Below are 16,658 nucleotides of genomic sequence, written 5' to 3'. Positions count from 1 at the left end.
GCCCGTGCGCGTTGCGCGACCGCCCGCATCGTGTGCTCGCACCCAGGACACGCGTTGTGCGCGCGCAGACCCTATGCGCTCGGCCGGAGCACACGAAGAGTGCAGAGGACAGAGGGATGCTGCGGCCCGGCGCAGTGCGCCGGGCCGCAGCATCCCTCATCCGATGTGACCCGGGTCAGCCGGCGAGGGCCTCCGAGAGCTTCACCCGGCCGCCCATGCGCAGCAGCGAGTTCTCGTAGATGCGGGCGGCGATGAGGATCGCCGCGACGCACGTCGCCATGAGGATCACGATCGACAGCAGCGGCTCCCACCACTGCGCCTGCCCGAGGAAGATGCGCATCGGCATTCCGACCGGCGCCGAGAACGGCACGTACGACATGATCGCGAGCACCAGCGGGTTGTCGTTGAAGAAGATGACGAGGAAGTACGGCGCCATCACGAGCATCGTCAGCGGCATCGTGGTCGAGCCGATGTCCTCCTGGCGCGACACCATCGAGGCGGCCGCCGCGAACAGCGACGCCAGCAGGATGAAGCCGAAGAGGAAGAAGATCGCGAACCAGGCGATCGGGGCGCCGAGGCCCTGCAGCAGCGCTGTCTGGTCGGTCACCGTGAGGCCGATGATCGCGATCGCGGCGAGGATGAGGATCTGGCCCATCGCGAGCACCGTGTTGCCGATGACCTTGCCGGCCAGCAGCGACCGCACCGGGATCGCCGAGATGAGCAGCTCGACCACGCGGGTCTGCTTCTCCTCGACGACGCTCTGCGCGATCGTGCCGCCGAACAGCGACGCGGCGAGCAGGAACACGATGCCGAAGCCGATCGCGGCGATGTAGCCGAGTGCCGCGTTCCCCTCCTCGGGAGCGAGCAGCTCGACCGGCGGCACCTGCGCGAGCTGCAGCATCAGCGACGTGGGAGCGGACGACTCCGCGACGATCGCGAACCCGAGCGGCGACGACGAGTCGCCCACGACGGCGGCGTCGACCTCGCCGTCCTTCACGAGCGCTTCGGCGGCGGCACGGTCTGCGACGTCCGTGACGTCGAGGCCCTCGGCCTGGGCGACGTACTGCTGCGCGTCGGCGGTCACCGCGACGGGCGTGCCGCTGTTGTTCGCCGCCTGGAAGCCGCCCCAGATGACGATGGCCAGCGCGCCGATGAACAGGATGGCCGTCGAGATGACGAACGCCTTGCTGCGCAGCTTCGAGCCGATCTCACGCTCGGCGACGAGCCAGATCGCCTGGCCTGCGCCCAGCGTGCTCCCGCCGCGGCGAGTGTCGGTGGTGCTCACTGGATGACCTCCTTGAAGATCTGGGCGAGGGACGGATGCTGCGGCGCGAAGCTCGCGACATCCCCGTTCGCGACGGCCCGGCGCAGCACCCGCTGCGCGGTCTCGTCGCTGTCGGCGTCGAACACGGCGTAGCCGCCGTCGAAGTCGAGCACCTCGACGCCGGGCTCGCTGCGCAGCCACCCGGCGTCGCCGGCCGAGACGAGCTCGAAGCGGCGGGTCGAGTGCTGCGCGCGGAGGGCGTCACGGGCGCCGGCCGCGCGGATCGTGCCGCCGGCGATGATCACGAGGTCGTCGCACAGGCGCTCGACGACGTCCAGCTGGTGCGACGAGAACAGCACGGCGGCGCCGGCCGCGGCGCGCTCCTGCAGCACCTCCGCCACGACGTCGACCGCGAGCGGGTCGAGACCGGAGAACGGCTCGTCGAGGATCAGCACCTGCGGGTCGTGCACGAGCGCGGCGGCGATCTGCGCGCGCTGCTGGTTGCCGAGCGAGAGCGTCTCGACGTTGTCGTTCAGGCGCTCGCCGAGCCCGAGCTGCTCGAGCAGCGCGCGAGCGCGGGTCGAGGCATCCGTCTTCGAGAACCCGTGCAGGCGCGCGAGGTACGTGATGTGCTCGTGCACCTTCATCTTCGGGTAGAGCCCGCGTTCCTCGGGCATGTAGCCGAAGCGGCGGCGGTCGGTGGCCGTCACCTCGGCGCCGTCGAGGGTGACGGTGCCGGCATCCCCGGCGAGCACCCCCAGCACGATCCGCATGGTGGTGGTCTTGCCCGCGCCGTTCCCGCCGACGAAGCCGGTCAGCCGGCCGGGCCGCACGTCGAACGACACGTCGTCGAGCACGCGGCGCCCTCCGTAGCTCTTGCCGATACCGCGAAGCTGCAGCATCCCTGTCTCCTCTCGATCCCCCTGCAACAGACGCTACGGACGGGAGGGCTGGGCGTCCTCCCCCGTGGGGCGGATTCGAGCTTCCTCCGCCGCGCGGGGGAGGGGGTGGATGAGAGATCTTTCATGCACCGGAATAGAAGGGGCGTGCATGTGCTTGCATGGATGTGGAACGTCCACGGTGGTCCCCACCGGGGACGCCTTTGTTTTTCAAGGAGAACCCACATGTCCGAGCGGACCATCGGCTACATCGTCGGCAGCATCTCGTCGACCTCTATCAACCGTCGTCTCGCGAAGGCGCTCGAGCGTCTCGCCCCGGAGGGCACCACGCTCGTCGAGATCCCGATCAAGGACCTCCCCTTCTACTCTCCCGACTTCGACGCCGACTTCCCCCAGGTCGCCCGCGACTTCAAGCAGGCCATCGCCGACGTCGACGGCGTCATCATCATCACGCCGGAGTACAGCCGCTCGATCCCCGGCGTGCTGAAGAACGCCCTCGACTGGTCGGCCCGCCCGTGGGGCCAGGGCTCGTTCGACGGCAAGCCCACCGCCGTCATCGGCACCTCGGGCGGCGGCATCGCCACCGCGGCCGCGCAGCAGCACCTCAAGGCGATCCTGAGCCACTACAACGCTCCGACGCTCGGCCAGCCCGAGGGCTACGTGCAGACCACGCCCGGGCTCTTCACCGAGGCCGGCGAGGTCACCAACGAGCAGACCGCCGACTTCCTCGTCGGCTACCTCCAGGCCTTCGGCGCCCTGGTCGACCGCTACGCCGCGGTCCCCGTCGCCGCCTGATCCCCCCGGTCGGCCTCACCCCGGGCCGATGACCCGTTCCAGCACCCCGGATGCCCCGGCCTGGCGCCCCTCGCGGCGCCGGTCCGGGGCATCCGTCATTCCCGCCGCCCCTCCGTCGCCGGCCGCCCCGTGCTCGTCGACCGGGCGCCCCGCGCTCGTCGACCGGGCGCCCCGCAGTTCCGCAGTCACATTTGGCGACATCCCGACCCCAAGGGGCCACCAATTCTGACTGCGGAGCAGAGGTGGCACAGGTCAGGCGAGGCCGTGGCGGTGGGCGTAGACGACGGCGGCGACGCGGTCGCGGGCGCCGAGCTTCTGCAGCACGTTCGAGACGTGCGTCTTCACGGTGGCCTCGCCGATGTAGAGCCGCTGGGCGATCTCGGCGTTGCTGAGCGCCTGCGCCACGAGCTGCAGCACCTCCGCCTCGCGGTCGGTGAGCTCGACCGCGGGCGCCTCGACAGGCTCCGCAAGCGCCCGGCCCGGCGCCCGCCGCACGACCGGTTCCTGAGCTGCCGCCCCCTCGTAGGTCTGTCGAAGGGCGAACGGCTCCGCGCCCGCGCGCTGGGTGAAGCGGGCGATCACGCGGCGCGTCACCTCAGGGGCCAGCAGGGCGTCGCCGGCGGCCGCCACCCGCACGGCCGAGATGAGCTCCTCGGGGCCGGCGTTCTTCAGCAGGAACCCGCTCGCGCCGGCGGCGAGCGCGTCGAACAGGTAGTCGTCGCGGTCGAAGGTCGTCACCACGACCACCGCCGCCTCCGGCGACGAGTCGCCGACGATGCGCCGGGTCGCCTCGAGGCCGTCCATGTCGGGCATCTGCACGTCCATGCAGATCACGTCGGGACGCAGATCGGATGCTGCCGCCACCGCCTCCACGCCGGTCGACGCCTCACCCACCACGGTGATGTCACCCGCCGATTCGAGGATCATCCGGAAGCCGGCGCGCATCACGGCGTGGTCGTCCACGAGCAGCACGCGGATCACGCGCCGACCGCCCCGGCCGGCACTGCCAGGGGCACGCGCAGGCGCACGAGGAACCCGCCGCGGGCGCGTGGCGCTGCCTCGAGCTCCCCGCCCGAGGAGGCCGCCCGCTCGCGCATGCCGACGAGGCCGAGGCCCGGCCGCATCGATGCGGCGACGGCGCGGCCGGTGTTCACGACCTCGAGCTCGACGGCGTCGAGGGCGTAGCGCAGACGGACGTCGGCGGCAGCATCCGGTCCGCCGTGGCGTCGTGCGTTCGTGAGCGCCTCCTGGGCGACGCGGAACACGTTCACCTGCACGAGCTCGGGCAGGTCGACCGGGTCGCCGACGATCGTGAGCGTCGTGGGCAGGCCGTTGTCGTTGGCGTGGGCGACGAGTTCGCTGAGAGCCGAGAGGTGCACCGTGGATGCGCCATCGGCGTCGCCGCCCGAAGTGCGGAGGGTCTCGAGCAGCTGGCGCAGCTCGACGAGCGCGGAGCGGGCGGACGCCTCGACTCCGAGCAGCGCGGTGCGCGCAGCATCCGGATCCTGGTCCAGCACGGCGCGCGCGGCACCAGCCTGGACGCCCATCGCCGAGACGTGGTGCGCCACGACGTCGTGCAGCTCCCGGGCGATGCGCACACGGTCGAGCGCCACGGCCTGGGCGGCGGTGACCTCGCGCTCGCGCTCGAGCTCCCGCGTGCGCTCCTCGAGCACCGCGCGCGCCATCGCCGCGGCGTAGGCGCGATCGCCCATGTAGTACGCGCCGCCGAAGAATCCGGCGTTGATGAGCAGCTGGATGAGCATCATCGCCGCGAACGGCGAGAACAGCCCCGCCCTCGACAGGCTCTCGTCGGACGGATCGATCGCCGCCTGGAACATCGTGATGAGCAGCCACACGAACATCGCCACGATCACGCCGACGCGCACCCACATCGCGCGGCGGCGGTCGTCGACCCAGGCGCCGACGGTGTACATCGCGATGAACATGGCGATGTTCGAGACATAGAGGTCGGGGATGCGGAAGGTCACGCCCACGAAGAACACCACGGCGATCGCGACGACGACCAGCTCGGGGAAGCGCCGCCGCACCGCCAGCGGGGCGGTGAGCCCGAGGCTGTACAGCAGTGCCCACTGCATGCCGGCGGTGGCGTCGGCGCCGTAGATCCCGGCGACCGAGCCGAGCGCAGTGCTGATCACGGCGGCGACGAAGAGGGCACCCGCGAGCCAGACGTCGTTGCGCAGCTCGCCCGCGGTCGGCGCCGGGCGCCGCACCGGGTGTGCGGAAGGCAGGTCGGACATCCCTCCACGCTACGGGGGCGCCGGTCCCGCGGCATCCCCCGCGAGACGGAGAACCGGGCCCCCGCGCACCCTCCAGACGCCGTCGGCGCGTCGCCCGGAGCTTCGGGGCGCGCAAGCCCGCTGTGTCCCGGGGCCCGTGCCGAGTAAGTTAGCGAGCGTTCACCTCGCGTCGACAGGGGACCTCGTGCACGACCGCAACGCGGGGCTCGACCCCGAGACCCAGTTCGTCGAGATCTATCGCAACCTCGGCACCTACGACTTCGCGTGGGACCTGAACCAGTCGCTGAGCTTCGCGCTGTTCCGCACCTACGCGGTGCCGACGATCGGGCGCCTGCTCGACGAGACGGGCGAGTTCGAGCGCGCGACGCAGAAGCGGTACGACGACACCTCGCTGCTGCTCGAGGTGCCGCTTCTCGAGGGATTCGACACTCCTCGCGGTCGCGCGGCGATCCGGCGCATCAACCAGATGCACCGCATGTACGACATCTCGAACGACGACATGCGGTACGTGCTGTCGACGTTCGTCGTCGTGCCGGTGCGCTGGCTGCACGCATTCGGGTGGCGCCCACTCACCCCCGACGAGCGGCTCGCGTCGGTGCGGTACTACCAGAGCCTCGGCCGCCACATGGGCATCACGGACATCCCCAGGACCTACTCGGAGTTCGCCACGGTGATGGACGAGTACGAGCGCGCGCACTTCGCGTACGACGCGGCGTCGGCGCGTGTCGCAGATCGCACCCTGGCGCTGCTGGTCTCGTTCTACCCGCGGCTCTTCGCCCCTGTCGTGGAGGTCTTCAGCCGGGCGCTCATGGATCCGCCCTTGCTGCGGGCCTTCGGCTACCGCGAGCCGGGGCGGATCGCGCGTCGCCTCGCCGCGGGCGCGCTCCGCCTGCGAGCCCGGGCGGTCGCGGTGCTGCCGAAGCGCCGCACCCCGCTCCACGTGATCGATCTGCCCCGCATCCGCAGCTATCTGAACGGCTTCGACATCGAGCAGATGGGGACGTTCGCGCCCGGCTGTCCCGTGCCGCACGGGAAGCCGTGAGGCGCAGCATCCGGGTTTACTTGCTATTGACAAGCGCGCTTGCTTTTTGCAACTATTCTCGTGTCGGCGGTCCGGTCGACGCCCACGGTCACAAGGAGCAAGGCAATGACGCACATCTTCGTCAACATCCCGACGAACGACCTCGAGCGCTCGAAGGCGTACTACACAGCCCTCGGCTGCGCACTGAACCCGCTCTTCACCGACGAGAACGCCGCGTGCATCGTGTGGAGCGACCAGATCTTCTTCATGGTCCTCACGAAGGAGTACTTCGCGACGTTCACCGACAAGGAGTTCGCCGACCCGAAGACGCACGCCCAGGTGCTGCTGTCGATCAGCCGCGAGACCCGCGAGGACGTCGACCGGATCGTCGAGGCGGGCGTCGCCGCCGGCGGCACCGCACCCGGCGAGCCGCAGGACTTCGGCTTCATGTACGCGCGCGACCTCATCGACCCGGACGGCAACGGCGTCCAGTTCATGTGGATGGACCCCGAGGCGGCCGCCAAGGGCCCCGAGGCCTATATGGCGGAGCAGGCGCAGGCGTAGATGGCGTCCCGCAGCTACGGGCAGTACTGCGGGGTCACGACGGCCGTCGAGCTGATCGGCGAGCGGTGGGCGCTGCTCATCATCCGCGATCTGCTCGTCGGCCCCCGCCGCTACACCGACCTCAAGCAGGGGCTGCCCAAGATCCCGACCAACATCCTTTCCACGCGGCTCAAGGAGCTGCAGGAGGGCGGTGTCGTGCGCCGCGTCCCGCTGCTGCACTGCGGGCTCGTGTACGAGCTGACACCGTACGGGCGCGAGCTCGAGCCGATCGTGCTCGCCCTCGGCCGGTGGGGTTTCCAGGAGATGGGCGACCCGCAGCCCGAGGACGTCGTGACGGCGGACTCGCTCACGATGGCGCTGCGAACGGCATTCCAGACGGATGCTGCGGCCACCCTGCCGCCCGCCGACTACGAGCTGCACGTGGCCGACGTCGCGCTGCGCGTGCAGGTCGACGCGTCCGGCCTCCGCATCGCGCAGCTCCAGCCGGCCGGCCGGCCGATCGACCCGCGGCTCGGCACGCAGGCTTCGACCTCGGGTGAGCCCGATCTCGTGTTCGCGGCGGGCCCCGGCATCCGTCGCCTCATCTCGGGCGAACTGACGCCGGCCGCTGCGATCGACCAGGAGGTGCTGGCGATCGTCTCCGGCGACGGAACCCTGCTCGAACGCTTCGCCCGGACATTCCACATCCCCATCGACCCCGGGGTCGTGCTCGTCGCCTGAGCCTGCTCCGCCAATGGAAGGAGGCGGCCATGACCGGTCGCATCTACATCGACCTGTTCACCACCCTCGACGGCGTCGCGCAGGCGCCGGGCGGGCCGGAGGAGGACCCCTCGAACGGCTTCCCCTACGGCGGCTGGCAGGCCCCGTTCCCCGACGAGACCATCGGCGCCTCGATCGGGAAGGGGATCGCCGAGCTCGACGCGCTGCTGCTCGGGCGGCGGACCTACGACATCTTCGCCGGCTACTGGCCGCACCAGTCCGGCAAGATCGCCGACGCCCTGAACAGCGCACCGAAGTACGTCGCCTCGCGGGGTCTGCCCACCCTCGAGTGGGAGGGGTCGTCGCAGCTCGGCATGGATCTCAAGAGAGAGGTCGAGGCGCTGCGCGAGAAGCACGAGAGCATCCACGTCATCGGCAGCGTCGACTTCGTGCAGACCCTCCTGAAGGAGCAGCTGTTCGACGTGCTGACGCTGTGGGTGTACCCGGTCGTGCTCGGGCAGGGCAAGAAGGTGTTCCCCGAAGGCGCGCATCCCGCCAACGTCCGGCTGCTCGAGCCGGCGGTGACGGGCCCTCTGGGCGTGCTGCAGCTGCGGTACGGGCCGGCGCCGGGCGAGCCGCAGACCGGCGAGATGGGCCCCGAGGACTGAGAGCGCGTCGAGTGCTCCAGGCGCAGGTGCCGGAGCGCCCTCCGCTCAACGAGCGGGAATCCCTGTCGAGCGAGCGGGACGAGACGCCCAGGACGCGGTCGCGAACCCCGGGTCAGCGCGTCGCGCGGATCGTGACCGTCGCGAGGCGGCCCTCGCGGCCGGAGGCCGGATCCACGTAGCGGAGGCCGATCACGTGCTCGCCAGGCGCCAGGTCGTGCACCACACGGAGGAGCGGTGTGCCCGTGAGGACGTGGAGGTTGCCCGTCCAGGCGCCGTCGACCGAGACCTCGACGGTCTGGGCGCGCCGGCCGTCGAGCAGCAGGTAGAGGTCGTCGGCGCGGCCGTCGAAATCCGCGTCCTGCAGCGGCGCGTCGAGGGATCCGTTCGAGGCGGTCACCGTGGGCACCGGGAGCGTGAACGGGCCGATCGCGGGGCTCGGGGCCGAAGGCTCAGCGCCCGGCGCCGTCTGGACCGCGCGCACCGTCAGGCCGACGTGCAGCAGGTCGCCGGGGACCACCGCCGAGAACCGCCCGTCGGTGCCGACGGTGGTCGTCGCGAGGGTCGCGCCCGTCTCGTCGATCAGCGCGACGGAGGAACCCGGTGTGCCTGAGCCGGCGATCGCCGTCGGAACCGGCGCATCGAGGTCGCGGGCCGCGTCGAGCGCCGGGGAAGCGCTGACGACGGGATCCGGGTCGGGGATCGGGGTCGGAGCGGGAGCCGGCGCCGGCTGCGGTGCAGGCGACGGGCTCGTGGCCACGGGCGCGGTCGGCTGCGGCGCCGGTGCGGGCTGCGCTCGCGGCCCCGGTGCGGGCTCCGGAACCGTCTCGAATGCCCCGTCCTCCGGCACGACAGCGGGTTCGGCCGGTTCGGCCACGACATCCTCCGGCGCGGTCACCGGGTCGGCGGCAGCATCCGTCCTCCCGTCCGTCTCGACGGCAGACGCGGGTTCGTTCCCTGGCGCGCTCCACGACGGCGCGAGTGCGATCGCGACCGCCGCGGCGGCGGCCACGGCCACCACGCCCACGCCGATCGCGATCCCCGTGAGGGGAAGGGCGGCAGTGCCGGCGCCCCCCGCGCCGGCACTCCCGCCAGAGGCGCCCCAGACGCCTGTTTCCCCAGAGCCGGACGCCCCGCCACCCCCGGTGGGCGTTCCGGCGATCACCGCTGCCACGGCCGGAGTGGCATCGGCGGTATAGGCGAGGGCACCAGCCCCGCCGAGGACGAGAGGCAGCAGCACCATGCGGAGCTTCTGCGAGACATGCTCGATGTCGGCCGCGACGATGCGGCAGGCCCGGCAGGTGCGCAGGTGGGCGTCGAGGCGCCGGCGATCCGTGCGCGTGACTGCCTTGCGCTCGCTCGCGACCAGCAGCTCGCACACCCAGCGGCACTCCGCGGGCCGTGCGGGGTCGCTGATGTGGGCCTGCAGCCAGGCCTGCTTGAAGCCTTCCCGCGCACGATACGCGAGGGCCGACACCGCGTTGGCGCTCAAGCCGAGCAGCGGCGCGACCTCGCGCGGCTTCATGCCCTCGACCTCGAGGTACCAGAGAAGCGTCCGCCACCGGGCAGGAAGCTCCCGGAACGCCTGCGCGAGCACGGAGCGGTCGGCCACGAGCTCGGCGAACTCCGCGGCCGAGTCCGCGGACCGCTCGTCGAGATCGTCCAAGGGCGTCTCGGCGGTGCGGCGCCCCCATGACGCGGCGACGTTGCGGATGGTGGCGAACAGGTATGGCCGGAAGCCGTCCTGGGGGCCTCCGCCTCTGCGGATCGTGGAGAGGATCGAGGTGAACGCTTCCGACACCAGATCGTCGGCGTCGACGTTCGGGCTCACCGCCCGCGCCGCGCTGCGCGCGCTCGCGACGTGACGCTCCCAGAGCGCGGCGTAGGCCGCGTCGTCGCCGGCGCGCGCCGCCGCGACGAGGTCCTCGTCGGAGCGCTCGGCAAGCGGGCCGTCGATGACGGCGCTCGGGTGGGTGGACACTTGTCTCCTCGCCGGGGGGCTTCGGATATCAGCCGGCCGCGGAGCGGTGACGGCGTGATGACGCGCTCCGGTCAGCTCCTCGAGAGGGGCGTCCGGCATCGCGCGGAACGGGGGAACAACAGGCAAGACGACGCCGATGCGAGATCATGACGCGCGGCGCGAAGATTTCTCGCGGAGATCCTCTGGAGATCACGGATGCAACGGGTGGCGGCCGGCCCACGCGCCCAGAGGCTCCGCGCGACGCGCCGGCGGTGCGGGCAGAGGGCGTGGGGAACGGTTCTCAGAAGATCATCGGGCGATCGTCGTCGTCGGGGCCTTCGAGGTCGAGGTCGACGACGACCGGCACGTGGTCGCTCGGCGCCTCGCCCTTGCGCTCGTTGCGGTGGATCGTCGCACCCGTGACCGCGTCGGCGATCGCGTGCGAGCCGAGGATGAAGTCGATGCGCATGCCCTCGTTGCGAGGGAAGCGCAGCTGCTTGTAGTCCCAGTAGGTGTACCCGGTCGCCACGAGCGGGCGCACGACGTCCTGAAGGCCCGCCGCCTCGAGGGCGGCGAACGCCTCGCGCTCGGGCGGCGACACGTGGGTCGCGAAGCCCTGCACCACTGAGGGGTCGCCGTTGTCGGCATCGGTAGGGGCGATGTTGAAGTCGCCGACCAGTGCGAGGGCGAGGTCGGGGTTCACGGTCAGCGACTCCGCCGCGTACTGCTCGAGCGCCGACAGCCAGTCGAGCTTGTAGTAGTAGTGCGGGTCGCCCAGCGACCGCCCGTTGGGCACGTACAGGCTCCACACCTCGACGCCGCCGATGGTCGCGCCCATCGCCCGCGCCTCCTGCGGGGCGTCGGGGCCGTTGTGCCCCTTCTCGAAGCCGGGCATGCCGGGGAAGGCGGTGCGCACGTTCGTGAGCGGCTCACGGCTGGCGATGGCGACACCGTTCCACTGCGAGAACCCGTACGCCTCGACGTGGTAGCCGGCCTCTTCGAAGCGGTCGAACGGGAACTGCTCGGTCTTGCACTTGATCTCCTGCATGGCGAGCACGTCGATGTGCTCGCGCACCGCGAAGTCGACGATGCGGTCGACCCGCGCGCGGATCGAGTTGACGTTCCAGGTGGCCAGGCGCATGGGATCAAGCCTAGGCGGGGCGGCGGACGTCGAACGGCGCGGCGGGATCGCGCCACCCCTGGCGTATCAGCGCTCCGAGGAGGATTCTCCTTTCTGTCAGCGGCCGCGTCCGCGGTCGGGAAAGTGAGACCCCACCATGGACCACGACTGCGGCTGCGGCCACGCGGCCTCCGCGGCGCACGACGACATCCCACTCGAGTTCGACGCCGACGGCGAGCTCGTCACCGGGCCGATCATCCGGCCGGAGCTGCCGACCCGGCCGTGCCCCCTCGGCACGCTCGACGGCTCGTGGCTGCTCGAGCTCCAGCGGCGCACCGTTTTCGCCCCCGAGGTGCGCGGAGCGCTGCGCATCGAGGTCGGCGCGTCCTCGCTGCGCATCTCGGGCGACATGTACTCGCGGCGAGTCTTCCCGCCCGTGCTCGGCGAGGTGCAGCGCCCCGTCCCCATCCCGGATCCCGGGCCGGCCGCGGGCGCCGATGCCGCGCGCGATGTCGGCTCCGCGGACGAGATGGCGGTCTCGGACGTGCTGCCCGTGACTCGGCGCTCGTACCCGGCGTTCCCCAAGGCGGAGTACTCCTGGTACTTCCGCTCCAACGGCGCCACCTACGTCGACGGCACCCTCACCGTGCAGATCGTGCGCCACCTCTGGAACCGCACGACGCAGGAGTTCGTCTCCACCGACACCGGCACGCTCACCCTCCGCTGCCGGCGCCCGCTCGTGCTGGCGCCGGCGTCCGCGCTGGTGGTGCCCTCGCAGCGCATGACGGGGACGCTCTCGATCGGCGGCACCGTCAGCGACGTCACGGCGAGCAAGACGTCGCCGATGTACCGCGGGTGCCGCATCGAGGTGGATGCCATGGTCAACCGCGTGTTCCCGGCTTCCGCCACCATCGGTTCGGGGGCCGCGGCCAACGTGCGCTCGGTCTATGCGTCGGCCGGCTGGGACGTCACCGTCGTCACCGACGAGATCGACGTGCCGGACGACGCCGATCTCACGAACGCCGAGCTCGCGACCCTCATGTCGGGGCACCGCCAGACGGTGGCCGGTGAGCAGTGGCGGCTGTGGCTGTTCGTGGGCTCATCGCAGGGCGGCCTGTTCGGGATCATGTTCGACGACGACACCGTGCCACGCGAGGGCGCCGGGGGGTTCGCCGACGTGGTGCTCGGCAACGACTCGTTCATCGCCGCGGCGGCGCGCAACCGCCCGCTCGACGAGGTGCCGGCGGCGTTCCTGCGCACGCTGGTGCACGAGGCGGGGCACGCGTTCAACCTGTGGCACCCCAAGCACGACGTGCACAACCCGGGCATCGGCATCGAGATCATGAACCAGACGGGCGACGTCATGGGCTTCGCCACGGTCGCGAACCCTTACCCGGGCAACGCGGCGTTCGTGTTCTCGGAACACGACCGCACGTCGCTCATCCACTCGCCCGACCCGCAGGTGCGGCCAGGGTGGAAGAACTTCGGCTGGGGGCACGGCAATCTCTCGGCGGGGCTGCCGGCACCCGTCGACGTCGCAGGTCTCGCAGGAGACACGGGCGACGAGGCGCTGGAGCTGACGGTCACGATGCCCGCGCAGGCGTTCGTCGGCGAATACGTCACCGCCGAGGTCGCACTGACGAACGTGTCGGACCAGCCGCGCACGGTCACGACGCTGATCAACCTGTCGGAGGGCGACCTCGTGTTCCTCCACACGTCGCCCGACCACTCGCTCGAGCACCTCGTCGACGTCGCGATCGGGTGCGGTCCGCGGCCCACGACGGTGCTGCAGCCGGGGGAGTCGATCCGAGGCCACGTCCAGGTGTTCTTCACGAACCAGGGCGTGACCTTCACCGAGCCGGGACGCCACACGGTGGCCGCGCAGCTCGAGGTGGATCCGGTCACGACCGTGCGGTCGGCGCCGGTGACGATCGACGTGCGAGGACCCGGCTCGGAAGCAGAGGTCGACATCAGCGCGAAGACGCTCACGCCGGGTGTCGGGCGCGCGATCGCCCTGGGCGACTTCGCGACGGATGCCGCGGCCCGAAGTGTGCTGACGGACTTGGCCGAGCAGCACAGCGACACCGACACGGGCGCCGCCGGGGCGCTGGTGCTCGCGAACTCGCTGGCGCGTTCGTTCACCGACGTCCGCGCCCGCGGCGTGCGGGACGCGGCACCGGATGAAGCGGCGCACTTCCTCGAGCTGGCATTGGCCGGCCGGTCGGCCGAACGCGTCGCCGCTCTCGCTGTGACGGTTGCGAGCCCGACAGAGAAGAACGCGCCGGTCGTCGCCGACACGGTGGCGGCGCTCAAGGCGCGCACGAAGGGCGGTGCCCGTTCGGCCGCCGGGAAGGATGTCGCAGCGGCGGAGCAGATCGCCGAGGACTTCGTCTCGCCGCAGGGGCGCTGACCCGGTGACAACGGCGCTGCGCGGAGGAAGGATCGACGTGTGAGGTCCGATGCGCATGGCGGCGGGCTGGAGCTTCGGCTCCGGCTCCCCGCCGCGTCCGTTCCCCTCGATCGCGTCGCCTTCGCCGAGGTGGAGGTCGCGGCGGTCGGCGGTGCGGCGACCGTGAGCGCCCGGCTCAACCTCATCGAGGGCGACCTCGAGGTGGAGGTGACGGGGCCCGACAGTCGCGTCGCCCGTGCCACCTGGCCGTGGCCTGCCGACTCGGCGCCGCGCTCGATCGAGCTCGCCGCGGGGGAGCGCCTCGTCGCGGCGGTGCCGCTGGTGTCGCAGGGCAGCGAGCCGCTCTTCCCCGTTGCCGGTCGCTACGAGGTGGTGGCGCGCTTCGCCGTACGACCGGGCGAGACGATCACCTCGAACACGGGGGTGCTCGTGCGCACCGCGGGAGAGGACGCCGCGCTCGCCGCGGACCTCCGGGATCGCGATGTGGTGCAGAGCCTCCTGGGCGCGGGCGTCATCGGCGCCGCCGAGCCGGCGCTGGAGCGACTCGCCGAGTCGCAGGACCCCGGCACCGCCGCTGCCGCTCGTCTGGCGCTCTCGCGCACGGACGCCTGGGAGGGACCCGACGCCGACCCCGCGGTATCGCGAGCCGTGGCGGCGCTGCTGCCCCCGGGCGCCACCGGGCAAGACGAACGACGCGAGGCTGTCGCGTCCCGCGCGGCCCCGCGCGACGCCGCGATGCTCAGCGGGCGACCGGTCAAGGACGGAACCGACCCGGCTGTGGAAGACTGAGGCGCCATCAGCCATGAGCGGCGCCGGGGCGGAGCATCCGTAAAATCGAGGGCATGACCGCCGCCTCCACGCCGCAGCTCGAAGCCGACCGCCAGTATCTGATCGCGCTGATCCAGGACGAGGCGGTGTTCCACGGGGACTTCACCCTCTCGAGCGGCAAGAAGGCCACGTACTACGTCGACATGCGCAAGCTGACGCTCGACCACCGCGCTGCCCCGTCGATCGGCCGCATCATGCTCGATCTCATCCGCGACGTGGACGGCATCGTCGCCGTCGGCGGCCTGACCCTGGGCGCCGACCCGATCGCGAACGCGGTGATGCACGAGTCCGCGCGCACCCACAAGCCGCTCGACGCGTTCGTCGTGCGCAAGGAGCCGAAGGACCATGGCCGCGGACGCCAGGTGGAGGGGGCGGATGTCGCGGGCAAGCGCGTCGTCGTGCTCGAAGACACCTCGACCACTGGGCAGTCGGCGCTGAAGGCGGTCGAGGCGCTCCGCCGCGAGGGCGCCGAGCCCGTCGCCGTGGCCGTCATCGTCGACCGCAAGACCGGGGCGCAGGCGGCCGTCGAGGCCGAGGGCCTGCAGTGGCTCGCTGCCATCGACCTCGACGACCTGGGTCTCGACCCGCAGTAATCTCCAGGGGTGGCGTGTCACACGCCGGCGACGGCCGGTGTCTCCATGTCGAAGGACCGAATCGACACGGAGGTAGACATGAGCAGCGACACCCGCATCCCCACCGCAGAGGTCACCGGCGTCTCCGGCGCGCTGATCAAAGCGGTCGCGAAGAAGATGGTCGGACGCGTGCCCGACTCGCTCGGCGTGCTCTGGCACCACCGCGGCGTGATGAAGGACTCGATGGGCATCGGCCAGAAGGTCGACGGCTGGCACGAGCTCGACCCGAGTCTCGCGACCTTTGCCGCGATGGCGTCGGCCGCGACCATCGGCTGCAGCTTCTGCCTCGACTTCAACTACTTCATGTCGCGTGACCGCGACGTGGACGCGGCGAAGGTGCGCGATGTGCCGCGGTGGCGGGAGTCCACCCTGTTCACGCCGCTCGAACGCCGGGTGATGGAGTACGCCGAGGCGGCGAGCCAGACGCCGCCCGCGGTGACCGACGAGCTGTCGGATGCGCTGCTCGAGGATCTCGGCCCCGCCGGGCTCGTCGAGTTGGCCGCACGGGTGGCGTTCATGAACATGTCGGCGCGGATGAACATCGCGCTCGGCATCCGTTCCGAGCACTTCGCGGATGCCTGCGGTCTCCCTCCGCTCGCCGCACGGCCCGCCGTCGGCGCTACCGCGTAGGCTCCCGGCCATGAGCACCGCCGTCGTCGACGACCCGTTCGTCACGCACCGGAGCCTGCTGTTCACCGTCGCGTACGAGATGCTCGGCTCGGCCGCCGACGCCGAGGACGTGCTGCAGGAGTCGTGGCTGCGGTGGGCGGCCGTCGACCACCGAACCGTTCAGGAACCGCGCGCCTACCTCGTGCGCATCGTGACGCGGCAGGCGCTGAACCACCTGCGCACGGTGTCGCGGCGCCGCGAGGACTACGTCGGCGAGTGGCTCCCCGAGCCGCTGCTCACGAGCCCCGACGTGGCCGACGACGTCGAGCTCGCCGAGAACCTCTCGATCGCGATGCTCACGGTCCTCGAGACGCTCGGTCCGGCCGAGCGGGCGGTGTTCGTGCTGCGCGAGGTGTTCGACGTGCCGTACGACGAGATCGCGGATGCCGTCGGCAAGACTCCTGCGGCCGTGCGGCAGATCGCGCACCGCGCGAAGGACCACGTCGCCGCGCGCCGCCCTCGCGTGACGGTCGGCCCCGCCGAGCACGAGGAGGTCGTGGAACGCCTCGTCGTCGCGCTCAACAGCGGCGACCTGCAGGGACTCATGGACGTGCTGGCCCCCGACGTCGTGTCGGTCGCCGACGGCGGCGGCAAGGTCCGCGGTGCGGCCCGCCGGCCGATCGTCGGCGCGGATCGGCTCGCGCGCTACCTCGTCGGCGGGATGGCGAAGGTCGAGGGCATTCTGGTGGCGTCGTCGACCTGGGTCAACGGGCAGCCCGGGGTGCGCATGGAGCTCGACGGCGTGCTCGTCGGCGTCGTCAGCCTGACCGTCGTGCAGGGGCGCATCACGCAGGTGTACTCGATCGCCAACCCCGAGAAGCTCGGACATGTCGATGCCGAGGCCGTGGTCGCCCGCTGAGCCGCCGGTACCGCT

Annotated in this window: 17 protein-coding genes; 10 read left to right on the top strand and 7 right to left on the bottom strand. The window is 71.5% G+C overall.

The features are described 5' to 3' along the window. Nucleotides 1–175: 175 nt before the first annotated feature. Together RS82_RS10895 and RS82_RS10890 are read right to left on the bottom strand one after the other, a co-directional pair. Complete coding sequence (locus tag RS82_RS10895; protein ID WP_045299309.1) at nt 176–1,285, bottom strand: ABC transporter permease; 1,110 nt, start codon at nt 1,283–1,285, stop codon at nt 176–178. Further along, nucleotides 1,282–2,166 carry an ABC transporter ATP-binding protein gene (locus tag RS82_RS10890; RefSeq protein WP_045299307.1) on the bottom strand — a complete coding sequence of 295 codons (885 nt, stop codon included), beginning with the start codon at nt 2,164–2,166 and terminating at the stop codon, nt 1,282–1,284. The genes RS82_RS10895 and RS82_RS10890 overlap by 4 nt, the downstream gene beginning before the upstream one ends. A gap of 222 nt (nt 2,167–2,388) precedes the next feature. Here RS82_RS10890 and RS82_RS10885 point away from each other — a divergent pair, with 222 nt between their 5' ends. Next, nucleotides 2,389–2,958, top strand: a complete 570-nt coding sequence (locus RS82_RS10885) for an NADPH-dependent FMN reductase (RefSeq protein WP_045299305.1) — start codon at nt 2,389–2,391, stop codon at nt 2,956–2,958. 15 nt (nt 2,959–2,973) lie between these two features. Here the strand turns inward: RS82_RS10885 and RS82_RS21355 are convergent, their stop codons facing one another. The 3 genes from RS82_RS21355 to RS82_RS10875 all read right to left on the bottom strand — a co-directional run bounded on the left by RS82_RS21355 (nt 2,974) and on the right by RS82_RS10875 (nt 5,216). After that, nucleotides 2,974–3,147, bottom strand: coding sequence for a hypothetical protein (locus tag RS82_RS21355; protein ID WP_157005519.1), 174 nt, complete (start codon nt 3,145–3,147; stop codon nt 2,974–2,976). Between the two features lie 63 nt (nt 3,148–3,210). Beyond that, entirely contained in the window at nt 3,211–3,939 is a 729-nt protein-coding gene (locus RS82_RS10880) for a response regulator (RefSeq protein ID WP_045299303.1), read from the bottom strand. Next, nucleotides 3,936–5,216 carry a sensor histidine kinase gene (locus tag RS82_RS10875; RefSeq protein WP_052676783.1) on the bottom strand — a complete coding sequence of 427 codons (1,281 nt, stop codon included), beginning with the start codon at nt 5,214–5,216 and terminating at the stop codon, nt 3,936–3,938. The genes RS82_RS10880 and RS82_RS10875 overlap by 4 nt, the downstream gene beginning before the upstream one ends. Nucleotides 5,217–5,400: 184 nt before the next feature. Between RS82_RS10875 and RS82_RS10870 the strand changes: the two genes are divergently transcribed. The 4 genes from RS82_RS10870 to RS82_RS10855 all read left to right on the top strand — a co-directional run bounded on the left by RS82_RS10870 (nt 5,401) and on the right by RS82_RS10855 (nt 8,168). Next, on the top strand, nt 5,401–6,258 hold the full coding sequence (locus tag RS82_RS10870) for an oxygenase MpaB family protein (protein ID WP_084695577.1): 858 nt from the start codon (nt 5,401–5,403) through the stop codon (nt 6,256–6,258). A 105-nt stretch (nt 6,259–6,363) separates the two neighbouring features. Then, the gene (locus RS82_RS10865) at nt 6,364–6,801 is read left to right on the top strand and encodes a VOC family protein (RefSeq protein ID WP_045299301.1); all 438 of its coding nucleotides are present in this window, start codon (nt 6,364–6,366) and stop codon (nt 6,799–6,801) included. Beyond that, entirely contained in the window at nt 6,802–7,521 is a 720-nt protein-coding gene (locus RS82_RS10860) for a winged helix-turn-helix transcriptional regulator (protein WP_045299300.1), read from the top strand. Between the two features lie 29 nt (nt 7,522–7,550). Beyond that, the gene (locus RS82_RS10855) at nt 7,551–8,168 is read left to right on the top strand and encodes a dihydrofolate reductase family protein (protein ID WP_045299299.1); all 618 of its coding nucleotides are present in this window, start codon (nt 7,551–7,553) and stop codon (nt 8,166–8,168) included. A 112-nt stretch (nt 8,169–8,280) separates the two neighbouring features. On the opposite strand, the gene RS82_RS10850 is transcribed toward RS82_RS10855, so the two are convergent. Together RS82_RS10850 and RS82_RS10845 are read right to left on the bottom strand one after the other, a co-directional pair. Further along, on the bottom strand, nt 8,281–10,146 hold the full coding sequence (locus tag RS82_RS10850; protein ID WP_052676782.1) for a sigma-70 family RNA polymerase sigma factor: 1,866 nt from the start codon (nt 10,144–10,146) through the stop codon (nt 8,281–8,283). 280 nt (nt 10,147–10,426) lie between these two features. Further along, a complete protein-coding gene (locus RS82_RS10845; RefSeq protein WP_045299298.1) occupies nt 10,427–11,266 on the bottom strand; it encodes an exodeoxyribonuclease III in 840 nt (279 codons plus the stop codon). A gap of 136 nt (nt 11,267–11,402) precedes the next feature. On the opposite strand from RS82_RS10845, the gene RS82_RS10840 reads away from it, so the two are divergent. From RS82_RS10840 to RS82_RS10820, 5 genes are all read left to right on the top strand, one after another. After that, nucleotides 11,403–13,655 carry a hypothetical protein gene (locus RS82_RS10840; protein ID WP_045299296.1) on the top strand — a complete coding sequence of 751 codons (2,253 nt, stop codon included), beginning with the start codon at nt 11,403–11,405 and terminating at the stop codon, nt 13,653–13,655. 39 nt (nt 13,656–13,694) lie between these two features. Further along, nucleotides 13,695–14,444 carry a hypothetical protein gene (locus RS82_RS10835; RefSeq protein WP_045299295.1) on the top strand — a complete coding sequence of 250 codons (750 nt, stop codon included), beginning with the start codon at nt 13,695–13,697 and terminating at the stop codon, nt 14,442–14,444. Nucleotides 14,445–14,497: 53 nt separating this feature from the next. Further along, a complete protein-coding gene (pyrE, locus tag RS82_RS10830; protein WP_045299293.1) occupies nt 14,498–15,076 on the top strand; it encodes an orotate phosphoribosyltransferase in 579 nt (192 codons plus the stop codon). Nucleotides 15,077–15,154: 78 nt separating this feature from the next. Beyond that, nucleotides 15,155–15,745 (top strand): carboxymuconolactone decarboxylase family protein, encoded by a 591-nt coding sequence (locus RS82_RS10825; RefSeq protein WP_045299291.1) that lies wholly within the window; start codon nt 15,155–15,157, stop codon nt 15,743–15,745. A 10-nt stretch (nt 15,746–15,755) separates the two neighbouring features. Further along, a complete protein-coding gene (locus RS82_RS10820; RefSeq protein WP_045299289.1) occupies nt 15,756–16,643 on the top strand; it encodes an RNA polymerase sigma-70 factor in 888 nt (295 codons plus the stop codon). Nucleotides 16,644–16,658: the final 15 nt, after the last annotated feature.

It is taken from the genome of Microbacterium trichothecenolyticum (genome assembly GCF_000956465.1).
GTDB lineage: Bacteria > Actinomycetota > Actinomycetes > Actinomycetales > Microbacteriaceae > Microbacterium > Microbacterium trichothecenolyticum.
This window is presented reverse-complemented; position numbering and strand designations above follow the sequence as displayed.